Genomic DNA, 17668 nt, shown 5'->3' with positions numbered 1-17668 from the left:
GAACTCCCATGCGGATCGAGATCTCCGGCCTGACGAAGACCTATCGCGGTGGTGTGGCCGCGCTCGACGGTCTCGACCTGACCGTCCCCACCGGCATGTTCGGTCTGCTCGGCGCCAACGGCGCCGGAAAGACCACGCTGATGCGGATCCTCGCCGGCGTCGCACGGCCGACGTCCGGTTCGGTCACCGTCGGCGGGCACGACCTCGCGACGAGCTCCGGGCGCACCGCCGTGCAGCGCGAGCTCGGCTACCTGCCGCAGGACCTGGGTGTCTACCCCGACCTGACGGCCCGCCAGTTCCTGGACTACGTGGCGTTGCTGAAAGGCATGGACGACCGCACGGTGCGGCGTCGGCGCATCGGAGAGTTGCTCGAGGTGGTCGCGCTGACGTCGGCAGCGGATCGTCGGCTGCGCGGATTCTCCGGCGGCATGCGCCAGCGCGTCGGCATCGCCCAGGCGTTGCTCTCCGACCCGCAACTGCTGATCGTGGACGAGCCGACAGCCGGGCTCGACCCGGAGGAGCGGATCCGGTTCCGGACGCTGCTCTCGCAGTTCGCCGGGCGGCGGACCGTTCTGCTGAGCACCCACATCGTCGACGACATCGCGCAGACCTGTCGGGAGGTCGCGGTGCTGGCGAGGGGTCGGCTGATCTTTCGCGGCACTGCCGACGAGCTCGTTCGCCGCGCCGAGGGACAGGTCTGGTCGCTGGTCACCGACGGTCCGCCGCCGACCGAGGGCACCGTCGTCTCCGCGCTGCCGCACGAAAACGGCATGCGCTACCGAGTAGTGGCTTCGACCGCGCCCGATCCGGCCGCCCGCTCCCTGGAGCCGGGCCTCGAGGACGGCTACCTAGCCGTCACCACCCGCTGACACGGCCGCGCGCCGGTGGTTTGGGAAACCACCGGCGCGCGGTCGAGGCGTCAATGGCCGGGTGGGAGCGTTCCGGCGATTTCTGCGGTCACGGTCTGGACCGATGCCGCGCCCAGCGCTTCGTCGGCCTCGACGAGCTCGGGGCGCACCTCGTGGGGCTGGATCGTGCCGTCGCGGATGTCCTCCGCCCAGTGGCACGCCACCCGGTGCCCCGGGCCGAGCTCCCGCATCTCCGGGCGCTCGGTGTCGCAGCGCGTCTCCTGCCGCCACGGGCACCGGGTGTGGAACCGGCACCCGGTCGGCGGATTCGCCGGTGAGGGCAGGTCACCGGCGAGCAGGATCTGCTGCCGGCTGTCCTCCACCACCGGGTCGGGCACCGGAACGGCGGAGAGCAGCGTCCGGGTGTACGGGTGCAGCGGCTCCTCGTACAGATCCGTGCTCGTCGCCTCCTCGACCAGACCGCCGAGGTACATCACGCCGACCCGGTCGGACGTGTGCCGCACCACGGCGAGGTCGTGCGCGATCAGCAGGTAGGTGAGCCCGTACCGCTCCTGGAGGTCCTCCAGCAGGTTGAGCACCTGAGCCTGCACCGAGACGTCCAACGCCGAGACCGGCTCGTCAGCGACGATCAGGTCGGGCTTGAGCACCAACGCACGCGCGATACCGATCCGCTGACGCTGACCACCGGAGAACTCGTGCGGATACCGCCGGAGCGCGGTGGCCGGAAGCCCCACCGCGTCCAGGATCTCCTTCAGCGTCCGGTGGCCGTCCTTGTCCCACAGCCCGTGCGCCTTGAGCCCCTCCGACAGCGTCGACTCGACGTTCTGCCGCGGGTCGAGGCTGGACAGCGGGTCCTGGAAGACCATCTGCATGCGACGCCGCGCCTTGCGCAGCGCTTCGCCCTTGAGCTCGCGGAGGTCTTCGCCCTCGAACAGCGCGGAACCGCCGGTGGGCTCGACCAGCCGGAGCAGGCCTCGGCCGAACGTCGTCTTGCCGCAGCCGGACTCGCCGACCAGGCCGTAGGTCTCACCGCGCTCGATCGACAGCGAGACGCCGTCGACGGCGTGCACGTGCCCGACCGTGCGGTCGAAGAAGACGCCGCGCTTGATCGGGAAGTGCACCTGCAGATCTTTGACGTCCAGAAGGACGCTCACTGAGTTACCTCCTCGACGACGGCCGGCTTCTCGACCGGGTTGAAGCACCGCAACAACCGGCGGCTCTCGGCGTCCGGCTCCAACTGCGGAGTCGACGACACACACTGCTCGACCCGGTTGTCGCAGCGCGGAGCGAACGCGCATCCCTCGGCCCACGGCAGCGCGTCCGCCACCGAACCGCGGATCGGGGTGAGCGCCTGCCCCCGCGGTGCGTCCAGCCGCGGCACCGACCCGAGCAGCCCGGAGGTGTACGGGTGCCGGGGCTGCGCGAACAGCCGGTACCGGTCGGTGTTCTCGACGACCTTGCCCGCGTACAGCACGTTGACCGTGTCGCAAAGCCCCGCGACCACTCCCAGGTCGTGCGTGATGAGGATCAGCGCGCTGCCCACCTCGTCGACCAGGCGCTCGAGCAGGGCCAGGATCTGGGCCTGCACCGTGACGTCCAACGCGGTGGTCGGTTCGTCTGCGATGAGCAGACGCGGACGGCAGGCGAGCGCGATCGCGATCAACGCACGCTGTCGCATACCGCCGGAGAGGTGGTGCGGGTAGTCCTTGAGCCGCCGCTGCGGGTCGGGGATGCCGACCGCGGTGAGCAGGTCGGTGGCCTCGGCTTTCGCCTCGCCCCGGTGCATGTTGCGGTGCCGCTCGAGCACCTCGGTGACCTGCTTGCCGATCGGGATCACCGGGTTGAGCGAGCTCAGCGGGTCCTGGAAGACCATGCCGATGTCCCGGCCGCGCCGGTCACGCATCTGGTTGGTCGGCAACTTCAACAGGTCGACGTCTTCGAACTGGGCCGATCCACCGACCTGCACACCGCGCTTGGGCAGCAGGCCCATGATCGCCAGCGACGTCACCGACTTGCCGCAGCCGGACTCACCGACCAGACCGACGGTCTGTCCCGGCTCGACGCTGAAACTGACACCGTCGACGGCACGCACCGGCTTCTCGCCACGGCGTCCGAAGGTGACGGTCAGGTCCTTGACCTCGAGGAGAGCCATGGAGTTACCGCCGGTTCTTGGGGTCGAGAGCTTCGCGGAGCGACTCACCGAACAGGGTGAAACCGAGCGCTACCACGATGATGCAGAGCGCCGGCCAGATCGCCAGCGACGGTTGGATGTCGAAGTAGGTCTGCGCGTCGCCGAGCATCGCGCCCCACTCGGCGCGGTTCGGGTCGGCGTCGCCGAGACCGAGGAACGACAGCGCGGCGGCGTCGATGATCGAGGTGGCCAGCGTCAACGTGGCCTGCACGATCACCGCGGACAGCGAGTTGGGCAGCATGTGCCGCAGCACGATCGACCGCTCCGGGACACCCAGCGCTCTGGCGGCCAGCACGTGGTCGGCATGTCGTTGCGCGAGCATCGCGCCGCGCAACAATCGCGCGAAGATCGGCACCGAGACGATCGAGACCGCGGCGATGACCGTCCACTGGTTCGCGCTCTTGAACACCGCGGCGATCGAGATCGCGAGCAGCAGGCTCGGCACCGACAGCAGGATGTCGACGAAGCGCATCAGCACCGTGTCGATCCAGCCGCCGACCGCACCGGCGACACCGCCGAGCAGCATGCCGATGATCAGCCCGGCCAGCGTCGCCACCACGCCGACGATCAGCGACTGACGCGCGCCGACGACGAGGCGGCTCAGCACGTCGCGGCCGTTCTGGTCGGCGCCGAGCGGGAAGCCCGGCCGCGCCGGCAGCGGCGAGTTCTGCCGCACCTCGTCGATCAGGTAGCGGACGTACGGGTCCTTCGGCGCCAACAGCGGGGCGAAGATCGCGACCAGCACGAACAGCAGCACGATCACCGCGCCGAGGATCGCCACCGGGTTGCGGGAGAGCCGCCGGAACGCGTCGCGGCTGAGGCTCTCGCCGTGCTCCGCGAGGTCGTCGATGCGGTCCTTCTTGCGGGTGAGGAGGCTCGTCATCGCACACGCACCCGCGGGTCAATGAGGGCGTAGGAGAGGTCAACCAGGAGGTTGACCAGCACGTACGTCAACGCGGCGACGAGGATCAGCGCCTGCAACCGCGGATAGTCACGTTTCTCGATGCCCTCGGCGAGCAGCGACCCGATCCCGCCCCAGACGAACACCTTCTCGGTGAGCACGGCGCCCGCGAGCAACAAGCCCGCCTGCAGACCGATCGTCGTCGATACCGGCAGCAGGCCGTTGCGCAGCACGTGCCGGTTGCGGATCGTGCGCGACCGCAGACCCTTGGCCTCGGCGGTGCGCACGTAGTCCTCGTTCAGGACGTCGAGCACGGATGCGCGGGTGATCCGGACGATGACCGCCAGCGGAATCGTGCCCAGCGTGATCGCCGGAAGAATGAGGTGCTTGAGCGCGTCCCAGACGACGTCCCACTCGCGGGTCATGATCCCGTCGAGGATGAGGAAGCCGGTGATTCTCGTCTGATCGAGGCCGGCGGTGACCCGCCCGGACGGCGGCAGCCATCCCAGGTCCACCGCGAACCACGACTTGAGCATGTAGCCGAGGAAGAACACCGGCACGGCGACGCCGATCAGCGTCGCGATGACCGTCGCGTTGTCGAAGAAGCCGCCGCGCAGCTTCGCCGACAGGTACCCCAGCGGGATGCCGAGCACGATCGCGAACAGCAGCGCGGCGAAGCTCAGCTCGATCGTGGCCGGCAGGGCGTCGGCGAGCTCGGCGCCCACCGGGCGCGAACTGGCCAGCGACGACCCGAAGTCACCGGTGAACACGCGACCGATGAACTTGCCGTATTGCACCCAGAGGGGTTGGTCCAGCCCCAGCGTGTGGTTGAGAGAAGCGATCTTCTCCGGGGTGGCCTTGTCGCCGAGAAGTGCTGTCGCCGGTCCACCCGGCAGCGAACGCAGCCAGAGGTAGAGCAGGAACGACAGCACGAACAGCGTCGGGATCACGCCGACCAACCGGCGTACGACGTACCGAAGCATTTAGGTCCTTAAACGGGAGCGTCCCCCGGGGCGGGCCGAATCAGCCCGTGCCCGACCCGGGGGACGATGGAACTCAGCTCTTCGAGACCGTGTAGAACCGCTCGTCGGTCAACGGGCTGGCCACGAGGCCGTCGATGTTGCCCGCGGTCGCGATCGCCGGCGGCGAGTGCGAGAGCGGCAGCGCCGGCAGCCACTTGCCGAGCAGGTCACGGTTGACCTGCTTGTAGGCGTCCTCGCGCTTGGTGGCGTCCGGCTCGCCGTCCGCAGCCGCGATTGCGGCGAACGCGGTCTTGTCGGTGAAGCCGAACTCCGGCTTCTCCCGGCCGAAGAACGTGCCGACGAAGTTGTACGCGTCGTTGAAGTCGCCGGTCCAGCCGAGCAGGTGCAGGTCGTGCTTACCGGCCTGCTGGATGTCGTCCTTGTAGCCGCCGTTCCACGGGCGGGCCACCGGCTCGACCTTGATGCCCACCGCGGTCAGGTCCGCGGCGATCGAGGTGTAGATCGCCTTGGGGTCCGGCATGTAGGGCCGGGTGACCTCGGTCGGGTAGTAGAACTTCAGCGACAGGTTCGACGCACCGGCGGCGGCGAGCAGCTGCTTGGCCTTGGCCGGGTCGTACTTGTACTCGGTGACGTCGTCGGCGTACCCGGTGAGCGTCTTCGGCATGAACTCCTTGGCCACCTCGGCACCCTCGGGCAGCTTGGTCTTCACCAGCTGCTCGCGGTTGACCGCGTAGGCGATGGCCTGCCGGACCCGGAGGTCCTTCAGCTTCGGGTTCTTCTCGTTCATCCCGAGGTACAGGACGTTGAACGCCGGGCGGACCTCGACCTTCATGCCCTTGCCCTCGAGCGCCTTCCAGTCCTGCGCGGCCGGGAAGTCGATGATGTCGACGGCACCGGACTCGAGCTCCTGCTTACGCGCGGACTCCTGCTCGATCGTGCGGATGACGAGCTTGGCCGTCTTCGCCTTCTCGCCCCAGTAGTCCTCGTTGCGGACCAGCGTCGTGGTGCCGTTCGAGGCGTCGTACGACTCGAACTTGAACGGGCCGGTGCCGACCGGGTGCTCGGTGGCGTACGGCGCGTACGTGAAGCTGTCGCCGGACTGCGTGACCTTGTCCGCGTCGTACTTCTTGAGCGCGGTGGGGCTGGAGATCGAGAACGCGGTCAGCGTCAGCGCCGCCGGCAGCGCGCCACGGAACTTGTTCAAGTTCATCACGGCGGTCGTCGGGTTCGTCGCCTGGCAGCTCTTGTAGTACGGGTCGCCACCGGCGTCGGTCTCGTTCTTGGCGAAACCGCCGAAAACGTCGCCGTAGTAGATCATCTGGCTCTGGGCGGCAGCGCCCTTCATGTTGAACCAGCGGTCCAGGTTGAAGCAGACGGCCTCGGCGTTGAAGTCCGTGCCGTCCTGGAACTTCACACCCTCACGGAGGGTGAACGTGATGGCCTTGCCGTCCGGGCTCACGTCCCACTTCGTCGCCAGCGCCGGCTCCAGCTCGGCGGTGCCCGCCTTGTTCTGGATCAGCGTGTCGTAGATCTGGCGGGCCGGCCGGAAGCTCTCACCGTCGTCGTTGAAGATCGGGTCGAAGTTCTTCGGCTTCCCGGTTCCGGCGATGGTCAGGGTGGCATCGCTCTTGCCGTCCCCGCCGTCACCTCGCTCGCTGTCCGCACACGCCGCCAGCGAGACCGCTAAGCCCACGCTCACAGCGGCGGCGAGTGCCCGTCGGACTCGGTACACGTAACCCTCCCTCAACATCCTTTGACGTGCGGGGACGCTACCGTCGAAAAGGTTGATCGAGGATGGTTGTGCCTGCCTCGTAATGTCACGTATTGGCAACGCGGGGCTTAACTGCGGCGGGCCGCCAACAACTCCGCAGGTCGGAATTCCACCGGGAACGGCTCGGTCACCGTGAGTGTCTTCTCCCCGCTCGCGGTCACCACCTGTCGATACGACCCGTTATCGAGCTCGTGCACGGTCACGGTGGGCCCGTCCGGCTCGACGAGCACGTAGAACTGAATCCCCGCCTGAGCCGCCAGGCCAGGCTTCAGGAGTCGATCGACCTGCTTCGTCGACGGCGAGACGATCTCGACGATCATCACGACTTCCTCGGCCGGCACGAAGACCCCTTCCGTGCCGACGCTGGAGTGCACGACGACGTCGGGAATGATCACGCGCCCGGAGGCGAGCCGGACGTTGATCGCCTTTTGAACCTCCAGGTCCTCGGGAACGCGCTGATCGAGAAAGTTCCACAGCCGCGACGACAGACGCTGATGCGGCACTCCTGGCGCGGGGCTCACCAGGAGAGCCCCATCGATGAGCTCTTCACGCTGACCCGTGTACGGGCGGGCGAAGTACTCCTCTTCGCTAATCGGCTGCGAACGCAACTCCACGGCAACACCCATTCCTCCCACCTCTCTTCGGTCGTGACCCGTTAGAGGTACCGAATCCAGTGTGGGCGGTCCGAGCCGTCGGCGTATACCCCGATACTCGTTGGCATGTTGGTCAGATATCGAGGGTCCGGCGGCCGGAGAAGGCGCGGCCGAGGGTGACCTCGTCGGCGTATTCGAGGTCGCCGCCGACCGGTAGGCCGCTGGCGAGGCGGGTGACCCGGAGACCCATCGGCTTCACGAGCAGCGCGAGATAGGTTGCCGTGGCCTCCCCCTCCGTGTTCGGGTCGGTCGCCAGGATGAGCTCTTTGATCATCCCGGTCTGCAACCGCACCATCAGCTCACGGATCCGCAGCTGGTCGGGCCCGACGCCTTCGAGCGGATTGATCGCGCCACCGAGCACGTGGTACTTGCCCCGGAACTCGCGGGTGCGCTCGATCGCGACGACGTCCTTCGGCTCCTCGACGACACAGATCACGTCGTCGCCGCGGCGTGCGTCACGGCACACCCGACACTCGTCGGACTCGGCGATGTTGAAGCAGATCCGGCAGAACCGGACTTCCACTTTGACCCGACCGAGCACTTCGGCGAGCCGCTTCACGTCGACCGGGTCGGCGTTGAGGATGTGGAACGCGATCCGCTGGGCGCTCTTCGGGCCGACGCCGGGCAGCCGGCCCAGCTCGTCGATGAGGTCCTGAACGGCCCCTTCGTACAACGGGTGCCTCTACATCCCCAGGCCGGGCAGGCCGGGCAACCCGCCTGCCAGCGGCCCCATCGATTCGGCGGCGGCCTTCTGCGCCTCGGCGTTGGCGGCCCGGACCGCCGCGACCACCAGGTCGGCGAGGGTCTCGGTGTCGTCCGGGTCGACCGCGGCGGGCTGGATGGCCAGCCCGGTCAGCTCACCGGTGCCCGTGACAGTGGCGGTGACGAGGCCGCCACCGGCGACACCGGTGAACTCGGCCTCGGCCAGCTGCGCCTGGGCTTCCATGATGTGCGCCTGCATCTGCTGCGCCTGGGCGAGAATCGCCTGCATGTCGAGCTGACCACCGGGTTGCACGACGGACTCCCTCTTCGGCGACGGACTACGTCTCCCAGCCTACTTGCTAGGGCCAGCGGCCCCACATCTCAGTCGATCTGACGCGCGCCCAGGTGTTGTTCGAGCAAGGCGATGGCGTCCTTCTCGGAGTCGACGGCCTTTGCGGTGCCGGCTTCGTCCTCGTCGTCGAGGGGTTCGTCGCCGGGGTCGAAGCCGTCGTACATCGGGTCGGTCGGCTCCGGCGGGAGCGGTACGTCGTCGTCCTCGACCATGACCGGCACCGGGCTGGGGGCCGAGGCCTGGCGCGGGGCCGGGCTGACGGGTGCGGCACTGACCGGGGTCGGGGTCGGGGCGCTCGCCACCGGCTTCGGTGGTTCGGGCGCAGCGGGAGCGGGGGCGGCTGGTTGGCCACCTACCGGAGCGATCGTCGGCCAGTCGCTGCCGCCGGACGCCGCGGGGGCCGAGGAAGCGGTGGGCATCGACGGCATCGTGGGCATCGCCGGGCCGGGCGGCGGAGCGGGACCACGGCGGCCCGCGCCACCGCCCCCGGAGCCACCGCCGTCGACCTCGGCCTTGATCCGCCACCGGACACCCAGCACGTCGAGCAGCACCTTCTGCAGCACCGACGTGCACTTGTCGTCCGAGAGCCGCCGCACCTCGCCCTGGTGCTTCACCGCGACGACGAGCTCGTCGCCCCGCACCTCACGCGGTGTCGCGTTCTGCACGAGCGCCCACACCATGCGACTGTGCTGCTTGGTCTGGTCGACGATCTGCGGCCACACCTGCCGCACCTGCGCCGCATCCATCCCACCGGCGACCGCCGCGGCAGCAGCCGCGACCGCCGGCCCACCCACCCCGGGCCGGGGAGCCGGCCCCCGCACCGCAGCTCCACCCCCAGGCGCACCCGACGCCGCGCCCGACGCCCCCTGGCCGGATCCCGCCGCCGGCGCAGCATGGCCGGAGCCGGCCGGGCTCGCAGCCGAGGCAGCATGGCCAGGGCTCCCCGCCGGAGCCGCATGGCTGGTGCTCCCCGCCGGAGCCGCATGGCTGGTGCTCCCCGCCGGAGCCCCATGGCCGGGGCCGGGGCCGGGGCCGGCGTTGGAGGGGGCCGGGGCCGGGCGGGAGATGGGGGCCGGGGTCTGGGTGGGTACCACCGCTGTGGGGGCCGAGCGCTCCTCCGGTGCGGGCCGGGGCGGCGTCACCGGGGGCGGAGTGGGACGCGGCGGTTCCGCCACCGGCGACGGCTCGCTCGACGTCGTCGATATGGGTGTGAGAACCACCGCGGGCGGCATGACCGGCAACGCACCCTCGCCACCAATGGCGAGACGCCGCTCCAGACGCTCGAGCCGCTGCAGCAACGCTGCATGGCTCTCGTCGGCGGCCGGCAGGATCATCCGCGCGCAGACGAGCTCGAGCAGCAACCGCGGCGACGTGGTGCCGCGCATCTCGACAAGACCGTTGTGCACGACGTCGGCCATCCGGGACGCGGTGGCCACCCCGAGCTGGTTGGCGATCAGCGTCATCCGCTCGAGTTCGTCGGCCGGTGCGTCGACCAGGCCTTTCGAGGCGGCATCGGGCACGGTGGCCAGGATCACCAGGTCACGGAGGCGCTCGAGCAGGTCGGAGGCGAACCGACGCGGATCGTGCCCCGCCTCGACGACCCGGTCGACGACGCCGTACAGCGCAGCGCCGTCGTCGGCGGCGAGCGCGCTGGTGGCCTCGTCGAGCAACCCCGAGTCGGTGACGCCGAGCAGCGCGACCGCGTGCTGGTAGGTCACGCCGTCGTTGCCGGCACCGGCCAGCAACTGGTCGAGGATCGAGAGCGAGTCACGCGCGGACCCACCCCCGGCCCGGACGACGAGCGGCAGCACGTTCTTCTCGATCTGCACGCTCTCGTCGGTACAGATCCGGTCGAGCAGCCCGACCATCGTGCTCGGCGGAATCAGCCGGAACGGGTAGTGGTGGGTACGCGACCGGATGGTCTGCAGCACCTTGTCGGGCTCGGTCGTCGCGAACACGAACTTGACGAAATCGGGTGGCTCCTCGACGAGCTTGAGCAGCGCGTTGAAGCCCTGCGACGAGACCATGTGCGCCTCGTCGATCACGTACACCTTGAACCTGCTGTTGACCGGCGCGAAGAACGCACGTTCCCGCAGGTCGCGGGCATCATCCACACCACCGTGGCTGGCGGCGTCGATCTCGACGACGTCGAGCGAGCCGGGACCGTCGGGGGCCAGCGCGAGGCAGGAGTCGCACACCCCGCAGGGCTCGGGCGTGGGGCCGTTCACGCAGTTCAGGGACCGGGCGAGAATCCGGGCACTGGACGTCTTTCCGCAACCGCGGGGGCCGGAGAAGAGGTAGGCGTGGTTGAGCTTGCCGTTCTTCAGCGCCTGGATGAGCGGTGCGGTGACGTGTTCCTGACCGATGACCTCGGCAAACGTGCGAGGCCGGTACTTGCGGTAGAGAGCGCGGTTGGCCACCCCGCAAGCCTCCCACGCGCATACGACAAATGAAGGACCCCCCGTGCACCCGCCAGAGCCTGCTTATCCTTGCTGCCGTCAGGCCCTGGGGAGGTTCACAGGTTACGCGCCACACGAGGGGCTGGATTCGAGTCTACCCATACCGGGTCAGCTACTCGGGACGGCCCCTCACTCGAGGACGCCCTTGAAGATCGACGCGAACGCGTACTCGTCCTGATCGACGCCACTGCAGTTCGCGACCGGCTGCTTCGTGACGTCGGCCCCGCACTGGGCGTCGCGCCCCGCCGACCAGAAGCTCAGCATCCCGACGCCGTTCTTCGTCGCGAACTCGGTGACGGTCTTCGCGTTGTCGAGCGAGAACTTCTCGGTGTTGATGTCGTTGACACCGATCATCGGCGTGATGCCGACCATGCCCCAGGCGTCGGCGGACTCGACGCCCTGGATGGTCTCGATCTGCGTGTGCAGACCGGTGGCGGCAGCGGTCGCCGCCGCGGCCATGTCCTGGGGTGCGACGTCGCCGCCGAAGTTCATCGTCATCAGGTTGATGCGGTCGATCGCCACGCCGGCGTCGACGGCGGCCACCCACGGGGCGGTGTTGGCGGCACCCGCGGCCGTCTTCGCGTCGGTGGGCGACGCGGCGGCGAGCGTGAACGACACCTTCAGGTCGGGGTTCTTCTGCTGCAGCGCGACGATCGCCTTGGCGCGGGCCTCGTTGGCTTCGGTGTCGGCCACCCGCTCGTCACCCTCGACGTCGAAGTCGAGGTACGTGACGCCGAGGTCGACCAGCTTCTGCAGCTGTTCCTGGGTGCTGTCGGCGTCCCCGCACGCCTGCGCGATGTCACCGCCGCTCGCGCCACCGGTGGACGCGATCACCTCGATGCCCTTGTCGACAGCCGCGGTGATCTCGTCCTTGTAGGTGTCGAGCGCGGTCGTGCCGTCCCAGTTGAGTTCGCAGTTGTCGTCCTTGGTGATGGCGAACCCGAGGTGCAGGCCGTTCGCACCGGTCTTCTGGGCGATCTCGGTGAGCGTGGGGCGGTCGGCCAGCGTCACGTAGACGTAGGGCGCGTAGACGGTACTCAGCTCCGTCTTCGTGGTCGCGGTGTCGGCCTTGTCGTCGTCACCCTTGCGGAGCACGAGGACCGCGGCGGCCACCGCGATGACCACCACGACCGCTACCCCGATCAGTACCCATCGGCCCGTTTCGTTCCGCCTGCGCTGGCCCCTCGCCACGAGTCCTCCTGCCAATGCCGGGCGGTGTGCCCGGGCTGCCCCGGCCCTCTGGCGTCATCGTGTCATCGCGCGAGCACGGACGGAGACCCAGGGGCTTGTCGACAGCGATCGTGGCGCGCCGAGGCAAGAGCGAGCTGTGCGGCCGGATACCGGCGTGCAATGCGGGCTCCCGCGTCCGGTAACCTGTCCGACGGAGGATTCGCCTAGAGGCCTAGGGCGCACGCTTGGAAAGCGTGTTGGGGGCAACCCCTCACGAGTTCGAATCTCGTATCCTCCGCCAGCCTGGCTGACCAGGCAAAACGTAGGCCCGGACCCACGGATGGGTGCCGGGCCTTCGTCGTTTTGGCCGGGTCCGGCCCCGGGCATCAAGGCCGGACCCTGCGCCACCCCTGACGCACCGCCGGTCCGGGTGGAGTCCCGGCCCGTCGGCCGAACCAAGGATCCGATTTCCGCGCCCGGGCGTCGTTCGCGTCGCGCACGCAGGAAGTGTTCGCTTCCCGACAGAAAAAGCGCTGCTACCGGCCCGCAACCCGCTCGTACCCGTCAGCGCACTTTCGCCGCCGTTAAGTGTGACGCAGACGACGACCAGCGGAGGTCACCATGTACGGCAACTCGATCGACAGCGCACACGACGTGGACCGCTACCTGGAGCTGGCCGCCCGAATCGAGTGGCAGGAGCACGGCTCGGTCGAGCGCCCGCGTCCGTACGTGAGTGAGACCGCATCCGCTTACGCCCTCGCCGGTGCGAGCCACCCAGGCGCCTAGCGCGGAGCCCACGCCCCCGGCGCAGCCACCATCTCGCTCACGTGCGACGGGAAGTTCCCCGACAGCACGTCAGCCAGCGTCACCTCGTCGAGGACGTTCCGGACCGCAGCCCGGACCGCCACCCAGACGGTCTGCAGGTTCTGCGCCGCGCCCGCGTAGACCGCGGCCTCCGGCCGCTCACCGCGGACGCCGGCCAAGGGCCCGTCGACCACGCGTAGAACTTCACCGATGGCGATGGAGTCGGCTGGACGCGCGAGCCGGTACCCGCCTTCTGCGCCGCGTTGGCTGCGCACCAGTCCGCCCCGACGCAGGTCGGAGAGGATTGCCTCGAGGAACTTCCGCGGGAGCCCCTGTTCGTCCGCGAGAGCCTGGGCAGTTGACGTCGTGGGATCGTTCGCGGCCAGCGCCAACATCGCGCGCACCGCGTACTCCGCCCGAGCCGATATCTGCACCTACCCATCATGCCGGGTCGCGCGACCTGCGTCCCACTCACCCCCGACCGAATGTATGGGATTACCCGGAACACTCCGGAATGATCAGTGGTCGACGTCGAGTCCCCACCGGCGTCGGAGCGCGTTGTTCGCCCATCCGAACACACCGTCGGCGATGATGCCGATGATCAGGATGACGATCATGACGCCGAGCATCTGCGCATATTCCGACAGCTCACGCGTCACGGTGAGCAGCGTGCCGAGACCGCCGGCCTCGCCGATCGGGACGATGAGCTCACCGGCCATCAGGCTCCGCCAGGAGAACGCCCATCCCTGTTTGAGTCCGGCCAGGATCGCGGGGAACGACGCCGGGCCGATCACCGTGCGGTACAGGCTGAATCCGGAAGCGCCCATGTTGCGGCCCGCCCGCACGAGCAGCGGCGGCACGTAGTCGACGCCGGCCAGGACGCCGTTGGCCACCGACGGCGCGGCGCCCAGCACGATCACGAAGAAGATCGCCGAGTCGCCGCCCTGGAACAGCACGATCGCCAGCGGGAACCAGGCGATCGAGGGCATCGTCTGCAGACCGGTGATCAGCGACCCGAACGCGGCGCGCAGCACCGCGAACCGGGCCACCGCGAAACCGATGACCAGCCCGATCGCGACCGCCACGGCGAAGCCGAGGATCGCCCGCTGCATCGTGGTGGCCACCTGGCCCCAGAAGGTGCCGGTCGTGAGCATGTCCCACAGCTCGGGGAACACCTCGGTCGGCGGCGCCAGGATGCTGCGCGGCCGCCAGCCGGTCTCGACGACGATCTGCCACGCGGCGATCCCGATGACGATCGCCAGGAGCTTCGGCCAGGTGCTCGCCCACACCCGTCGGCCGCGACCGCCACGCGAAGGCACGGATTCCAGCGCGTCGAGCCCCGCGAGTTCGTCGGCAACGGAGACGTCAGCCGACATGGCGCCGCACCTCTTCCTTCAACCGCTCGGTCACCCGGCCGGCCAGCGCGGAGACGTCCGGATCGTCCAGTCGCCGTGGCCGCGGCGCTTCGACCTCGAACTCCTCGATCACCCGGCCCGGCCGACTGGCCAGCAGGACGATCCGGTCGCCGAGCCGTACGGCCTCACTGACGTTGTGCGTGACGAACAGAACCGTGAGGTTGCGTTCCAACCACACCCGCTCGAGCTCGTCGTGCAGCGCGTCGCGTGTCATCGCGTCCAGTGCCGCGAACGGCTCGTCCATCAGCAGCACCCCGGCGTCGTGCGCCAGGGTGCGCGCCAACGCCACGCGCTGACGCATACCGCCGGAGAGCTCGTGCGGACGCTTGTCGACGACGTCGGCGAGCCGCACGGTCTCCAGCAACTCCATGGCCCGGGCTCGCCGCGAAGCCCGCCCCACACCCCGCAGCTTGAGCGGCACCTCGACGTTCTGCCCCACCTTGAGCCACGGGAACAGCGCCGGCTCCTGGAACATGAACGCGGCGCGCCCACCGTCGACCTCGATCGAACCGTCGGTCACCGAGTCGAGCCCGGCGACCAGATTCAAGAGCGTGGACTTGCCACAGCCCGACGCTCCGACGAGGCAGACGAACTCACCCGGCCGCACTGCGAGGTCGACGCCGGACAAAGCGACAGTTCCGCCCGGGTACCGCTTGGAGACGTTACGGAGGTCGACGGCGGCCGTCACGGCTGTTTCACCGCGGTCTCGCCCTTCGTGGCCAGCACCTCGTTGAGCAGCTTCAGGTCGTACAGGCCGTTCAGGTCGGCTTTGTCCAGCAGACCGATCTCCTCGGCGTGCTTGGCACCCGTGAGCAGCGAGGACGCGATCGGGTCGTTGAGGAACTCCAGCGTCGGCCACGCCTTGGTGATGAGGTCGAGCTTGAGCGGCTTGCCGGTCAACTTGCCGATCTGCTCCGACACCGCCTGCTGCGCACCGGCAGCGTTGCTCTTGATTGAGTCGTTCGCGTCGACGTGGCCCTGCAGGAGCGCCTTGACCGTCTTCGGGTACTTCTCGAGGTACTCGGTGCGGACGATCAGGTTCGTGATGACGAATCGCTTGTCCGGCCACAGGTCGCGCTCGTCGATCAGCACCACGCCACCGGCGTCGACCAGGCGGCTCACCCACGGCTCCGGCACCCACGCGCCGTCGAGCTGACCGGCGGTGAACTTCTCCAGGATCTGCGCGTTCTCCTGCGGCTGGATCTTGACGTCGCCGCCGCCGTCCTTCGTCGCGGTGAGGCCCTTGTCCTTGAGCCAGTAGCGCAGTGCGACGTCCTGGGTGTTGCCGAGCTGGGGCGTGCCGATCTTCTTGCCCTTGAGGTCGGCTTCCGTGATTCCCTTTTTGACGACGAACGCGACGCCACCGGACGCGGACCCGGCGATGACCCGGATGATCTCGCCCTTGCTCTTCACGAACGCGTTGACCGTCGGGTTGGGACCGATGTAGGTCGCGTCGAGGCCCTCGGCGAAGATCTGCTCGATCGCGGCGGGACCGGCATTGAACTGCTTGGTCTCCAATTTGGTCTGGCTGCCCAGCGCCTTGGTGAAGAGGCCGTCGTTGATCCCGACCAGCGCGGTCGCGTGGGTGAGGTTCGGGAAGTGGCCCAGGCGGAGCGTGCTGGCGACGCCGTCGGTTCCGCTGTCCTCGGAGTCGTCACCGCCGCACGCCGCGAGCGCACCCAGCAGACCGAGCGAAGCGGAGCCTGCCAGCAGTTGGCGGCGCGTAATCACGGCATCTCCCCAGAGTATGGCGGCCAGACAAGACCTAGTCGCTCGGTAGAGATTGCAGCCTCGATGTCCCATCGTCAATACCGCTGAGTCGAGCGGCACAACTCCCGGGAACCATGGGAAAGTAGTGGCGTGCTCGTGGCCTCGCGGCAGTCGACGGCGTTGTTGCTGCAGCAGTTCTTCGGCACGTATCTCTCGTCTTGGTTACGTACCGCTACAAAAGGTCGCATCACGGCGCCCCCTGTAGTGGTCACCGCACCGGCCGGCGCGTTCTCCGTCGGAGACCTTCCGGATGCCAAGCTCATTCATTACGACGAGAGTCCCGCCGCGTTGAAGCCGTTGCTCGCCGCGGATCTCGACGCCCGGCGCGGCACCGTCGTCGCCGCCCTCCCCGAACTCCTCACCGAGGCCGAGCAGGCCGCACTGCTCCTGATCCTCGATGTCACGTCGGCGACCCTGCCGCTCGAGGACCTGGCCGCGCTGCTCTCCGGCCCGCGCGCCGGACGCTGGCCGAGCAGCGACGTCATCGCGTTCGTCCGTGCCGACGCGATCAAACGTGCAGCCGCGAAACTGGTTGGCAACCACAATTCGCAGACCGCGCTGGACAAACTCGACCGCGCGGTCGGGCCGGAGTGGCGCCGGGAATTCCACTCCGGGGGCTCCGGTGCGGTGGTCCGCGGTTACCTGCGCCGCCTCGAGGCGGCGCTCCCCGGGCGCGCTTGGCCGGCCGCCGTCCGGGTCAACCCGAACGACGAGCCGGTCTTCTGGCTGATCCTGATCACTCGGCAACCGCACGGTGCATGGGCTTTCGCCGACGCCGTGGCGCGCGCCCGCCGCGGGTGGCGCCGCACGTTACGTCAGGCCGGGGCTGCCAAGTCCCCGTCTGGGCTAGCCGGGAAGGGGGACCAGCTGGTCGTCGAAGGGCTGCAGAGCGCCGAACGGCTGGCGGTGGGCGCGGAGCACCACGAGGAGCGGGCCGTGGTGGAGAGCCTCAAGCAGAACCTGCTGGCCACTCGGCGCCGGGTCGGCGAATTCCGCATCTCCGACCGGCCGCGCGAAGTCCTCGACGGGCTGTTCGGCACCGCCGACACCGCACAGATCAGAGCCGCGGTGCGCGAGCTTCACGCAGCCGGCAAGACACTGTCGACCGGGGTCGGCGGCGACATCCGCGACCACGTCCTACGCCTACCGGACAAACGCGCCCGCTAGCTGTGGAAAGCACAGCGTGATTCACGGTTGAGACGGCTACGCCTCAATCGTGGTTTTCGCCGACCACGTAGACGTAGCCGTCCGGGTCGGTGACGGTCAGGTAGGTCGCCCAGGTTTCGACCACCGGCTCGGTGACCTCGACCCCGCGCCCCTTGAGGTCGTGGAACGTCGCCAGGGCGTCCTCGGTCGTCAACGTGCAGGGTGCGGCAGCGACGTCCGGGAAGACGTACCCGCCCGGCGGAGCGATCAGCGCGATCCGGGTTCGTGCGCGCGGCGGCGCGACGTCGATCCAGCGCGTGCCGTCGGACATCAGCGCGTCCGTGCGGAGTTCCCAAGCCAGCGTGTCGACGTAGAACTCGAGCGACCGCTGCTGGTTCCGGACGTACAGGACGACGCAGTTGATGTGAGAGATCATGCGGACCCCCTGAGCACGGGCGACTACATTGTCGCCCGTGCCCAGA

Annotated in this window: 18 protein-coding genes, 1 tRNA gene and 1 other RNA gene; 4 read left to right on the top strand and 16 right to left on the bottom strand. The window is 68.9% G+C overall.

Annotation, left to right across the window (positions count from 1 at the left end):
• Positions 1 to 8 precede the first annotated feature (8 nt).
• Entirely contained in the window at positions 9 to 869 is an 861-nt protein-coding gene (locus ACGFY5_RS00605; RefSeq protein WP_392715797.1) for an ABC transporter ATP-binding protein, read from the top strand.
• Between the two features lie 50 nt (positions 870 to 919).
• Here ACGFY5_RS00605 and ACGFY5_RS00600 read toward each other — a convergent pair whose 3' ends face one another.
• From ACGFY5_RS00600 to ACGFY5_RS00550, 11 genes are all read right to left on the bottom strand, one after another.
• Positions 920 to 2023, bottom strand: coding sequence for an ABC transporter ATP-binding protein (locus ACGFY5_RS00600; protein WP_392715795.1), 1104 nt, complete (start codon positions 2021 to 2023; stop codon positions 920 to 922).
• Entirely contained in the window at positions 2020 to 3021 is a 1002-nt protein-coding gene (locus tag ACGFY5_RS00595; protein WP_392715793.1) for an ABC transporter ATP-binding protein, read from the bottom strand. Before ACGFY5_RS00595 ends, ACGFY5_RS00600 begins: the two co-directional genes overlap by 4 nt.
• 4 nt (positions 3022 to 3025) lie before the next feature.
• Positions 3026 to 3943 (bottom strand): ABC transporter permease, encoded by a 918-nt coding sequence (locus tag ACGFY5_RS00590; protein ID WP_392715791.1) that lies wholly within the window; start codon positions 3941 to 3943, stop codon positions 3026 to 3028.
• Positions 3940 to 4944, bottom strand: coding sequence for an ABC transporter permease (locus ACGFY5_RS00585; protein ID WP_392715789.1), 1005 nt, complete (start codon positions 4942 to 4944; stop codon positions 3940 to 3942). The genes ACGFY5_RS00590 and ACGFY5_RS00585 overlap by 4 nt, the downstream gene beginning before the upstream one ends.
• Positions 4945 to 5017: 73 nt before the next feature.
• Positions 5018 to 6694 carry an ABC transporter substrate-binding protein gene (locus tag ACGFY5_RS00580; RefSeq protein ID WP_392715787.1) on the bottom strand — a complete coding sequence of 559 codons (1677 nt, stop codon included), beginning with the start codon at positions 6692 to 6694 and terminating at the stop codon, positions 5018 to 5020.
• An 89-nt stretch (positions 6695 to 6783) separates the two neighbouring features.
• Positions 6784 to 7341, bottom strand: a complete 558-nt coding sequence (locus ACGFY5_RS00575) for a Uma2 family endonuclease (protein WP_392715785.1) — start codon at positions 7339 to 7341, stop codon at positions 6784 to 6786.
• A 100-nt stretch (positions 7342 to 7441) separates the two neighbouring features.
• Positions 7442 to 8041 carry a recombination mediator RecR gene (gene recR / locus ACGFY5_RS00570; RefSeq protein ID WP_392715783.1) on the bottom strand — a complete coding sequence of 200 codons (600 nt, stop codon included), beginning with the start codon at positions 8039 to 8041 and terminating at the stop codon, positions 7442 to 7444.
• A 9-nt stretch (positions 8042 to 8050) separates the two neighbouring features.
• Positions 8051 to 8383 (bottom strand): YbaB/EbfC family nucleoid-associated protein, encoded by a 333-nt coding sequence (locus ACGFY5_RS00565; RefSeq protein ID WP_392715781.1) that lies wholly within the window; start codon positions 8381 to 8383, stop codon positions 8051 to 8053.
• A 68-nt stretch (positions 8384 to 8451) separates the two neighbouring features.
• The gene (locus tag ACGFY5_RS00560; protein ID WP_392715779.1) at positions 8452 to 10842 is read right to left on the bottom strand and encodes a DNA polymerase III subunit gamma and tau; all 2391 of its coding nucleotides are present in this window, start codon (positions 10840 to 10842) and stop codon (positions 8452 to 8454) included.
• A gap of 29 nt (positions 10843 to 10871) precedes the next feature.
• Positions 10872 to 10968, bottom strand: an RNA gene (ffs, locus tag ACGFY5_RS00555) — signal recognition particle sRNA small type.
• A gap of 42 nt (positions 10969 to 11010) precedes the next feature.
• Positions 11011 to 12072, bottom strand: a complete 1062-nt coding sequence (locus ACGFY5_RS00550) for a chitinase (protein ID WP_392715777.1) — start codon at positions 12070 to 12072, stop codon at positions 11011 to 11013.
• Positions 12073 to 12264: 192 nt separating this feature from the next.
• On the opposite strand from ACGFY5_RS00550, the gene ACGFY5_RS00545 reads away from it, so the two are divergent.
• Together ACGFY5_RS00545 and ACGFY5_RS00540 are read left to right on the top strand one after the other, a co-directional pair.
• Positions 12265 to 12352, top strand: a tRNA-Ser gene (locus ACGFY5_RS00545).
• 320 nt (positions 12353 to 12672) lie between these two features.
• Positions 12673 to 12837, top strand: a complete 165-nt coding sequence (locus ACGFY5_RS00540; RefSeq protein ID WP_392715775.1) for a hypothetical protein — start codon at positions 12673 to 12675, stop codon at positions 12835 to 12837.
• Here ACGFY5_RS00540 and ACGFY5_RS00535 read toward each other — a convergent pair.
• The 4 genes from ACGFY5_RS00535 to ACGFY5_RS00520 all read right to left on the bottom strand — a co-directional run bounded on the left by ACGFY5_RS00535 (position 12834) and on the right by ACGFY5_RS00520 (position 16001).
• The gene (locus tag ACGFY5_RS00535) at positions 12834 to 13289 is read right to left on the bottom strand and encodes an Rrf2 family transcriptional regulator (RefSeq protein WP_035847628.1); all 456 of its coding nucleotides are present in this window, start codon (positions 13287 to 13289) and stop codon (positions 12834 to 12836) included. The two genes, ACGFY5_RS00540 and ACGFY5_RS00535, sit on opposite strands and share 4 nt — an antisense overlap.
• An 84-nt stretch (positions 13290 to 13373) precedes the next feature.
• A complete protein-coding gene (locus ACGFY5_RS00530) occupies positions 13374 to 14231 on the bottom strand; it encodes an ABC transporter permease (RefSeq protein ID WP_392715773.1) in 858 nt (285 codons plus the stop codon).
• The gene (locus tag ACGFY5_RS00525; RefSeq protein WP_392715771.1) at positions 14221 to 14958 is read right to left on the bottom strand and encodes an ABC transporter ATP-binding protein; all 738 of its coding nucleotides are present in this window, start codon (positions 14956 to 14958) and stop codon (positions 14221 to 14223) included. Before ACGFY5_RS00525 ends, ACGFY5_RS00530 begins: the two co-directional genes overlap by 11 nt.
• Positions 14955 to 16001 carry an ABC transporter substrate-binding protein gene (locus ACGFY5_RS00520; RefSeq protein WP_392715769.1) on the bottom strand — a complete coding sequence of 349 codons (1047 nt, stop codon included), beginning with the start codon at positions 15999 to 16001 and terminating at the stop codon, positions 14955 to 14957. The genes ACGFY5_RS00525 and ACGFY5_RS00520 overlap by 4 nt, the downstream gene beginning before the upstream one ends.
• Positions 16002 to 16130: 129 nt before the next feature.
• On the opposite strand from ACGFY5_RS00520, the gene ACGFY5_RS00515 reads away from it, so the two are divergent.
• A complete protein-coding gene (locus ACGFY5_RS00515) occupies positions 16131 to 17207 on the top strand; it encodes a hypothetical protein (RefSeq protein WP_392715767.1) in 1077 nt (358 codons plus the stop codon).
• A gap of 43 nt (positions 17208 to 17250) precedes the next feature.
• Here the strand turns inward: ACGFY5_RS00515 and ACGFY5_RS00510 are convergent, their stop codons facing one another.
• A complete protein-coding gene (locus ACGFY5_RS00510; protein WP_392715765.1) occupies positions 17251 to 17622 on the bottom strand; it encodes a VOC family protein in 372 nt (123 codons plus the stop codon).
• Positions 17623 to 17668 lie beyond the last annotated feature (46 nt).

Source organism: Cryptosporangium sp. NPDC048952 (genome assembly GCF_043197895.1).
In the GTDB taxonomy this organism is placed as follows: domain Bacteria; phylum Actinomycetota; class Actinomycetes; order Mycobacteriales; family Cryptosporangiaceae; genus Cryptosporangium.
Note: the sequence above shows the minus strand (reverse complement) of the source record. Positions and strands in the feature narration are given on the sequence as shown.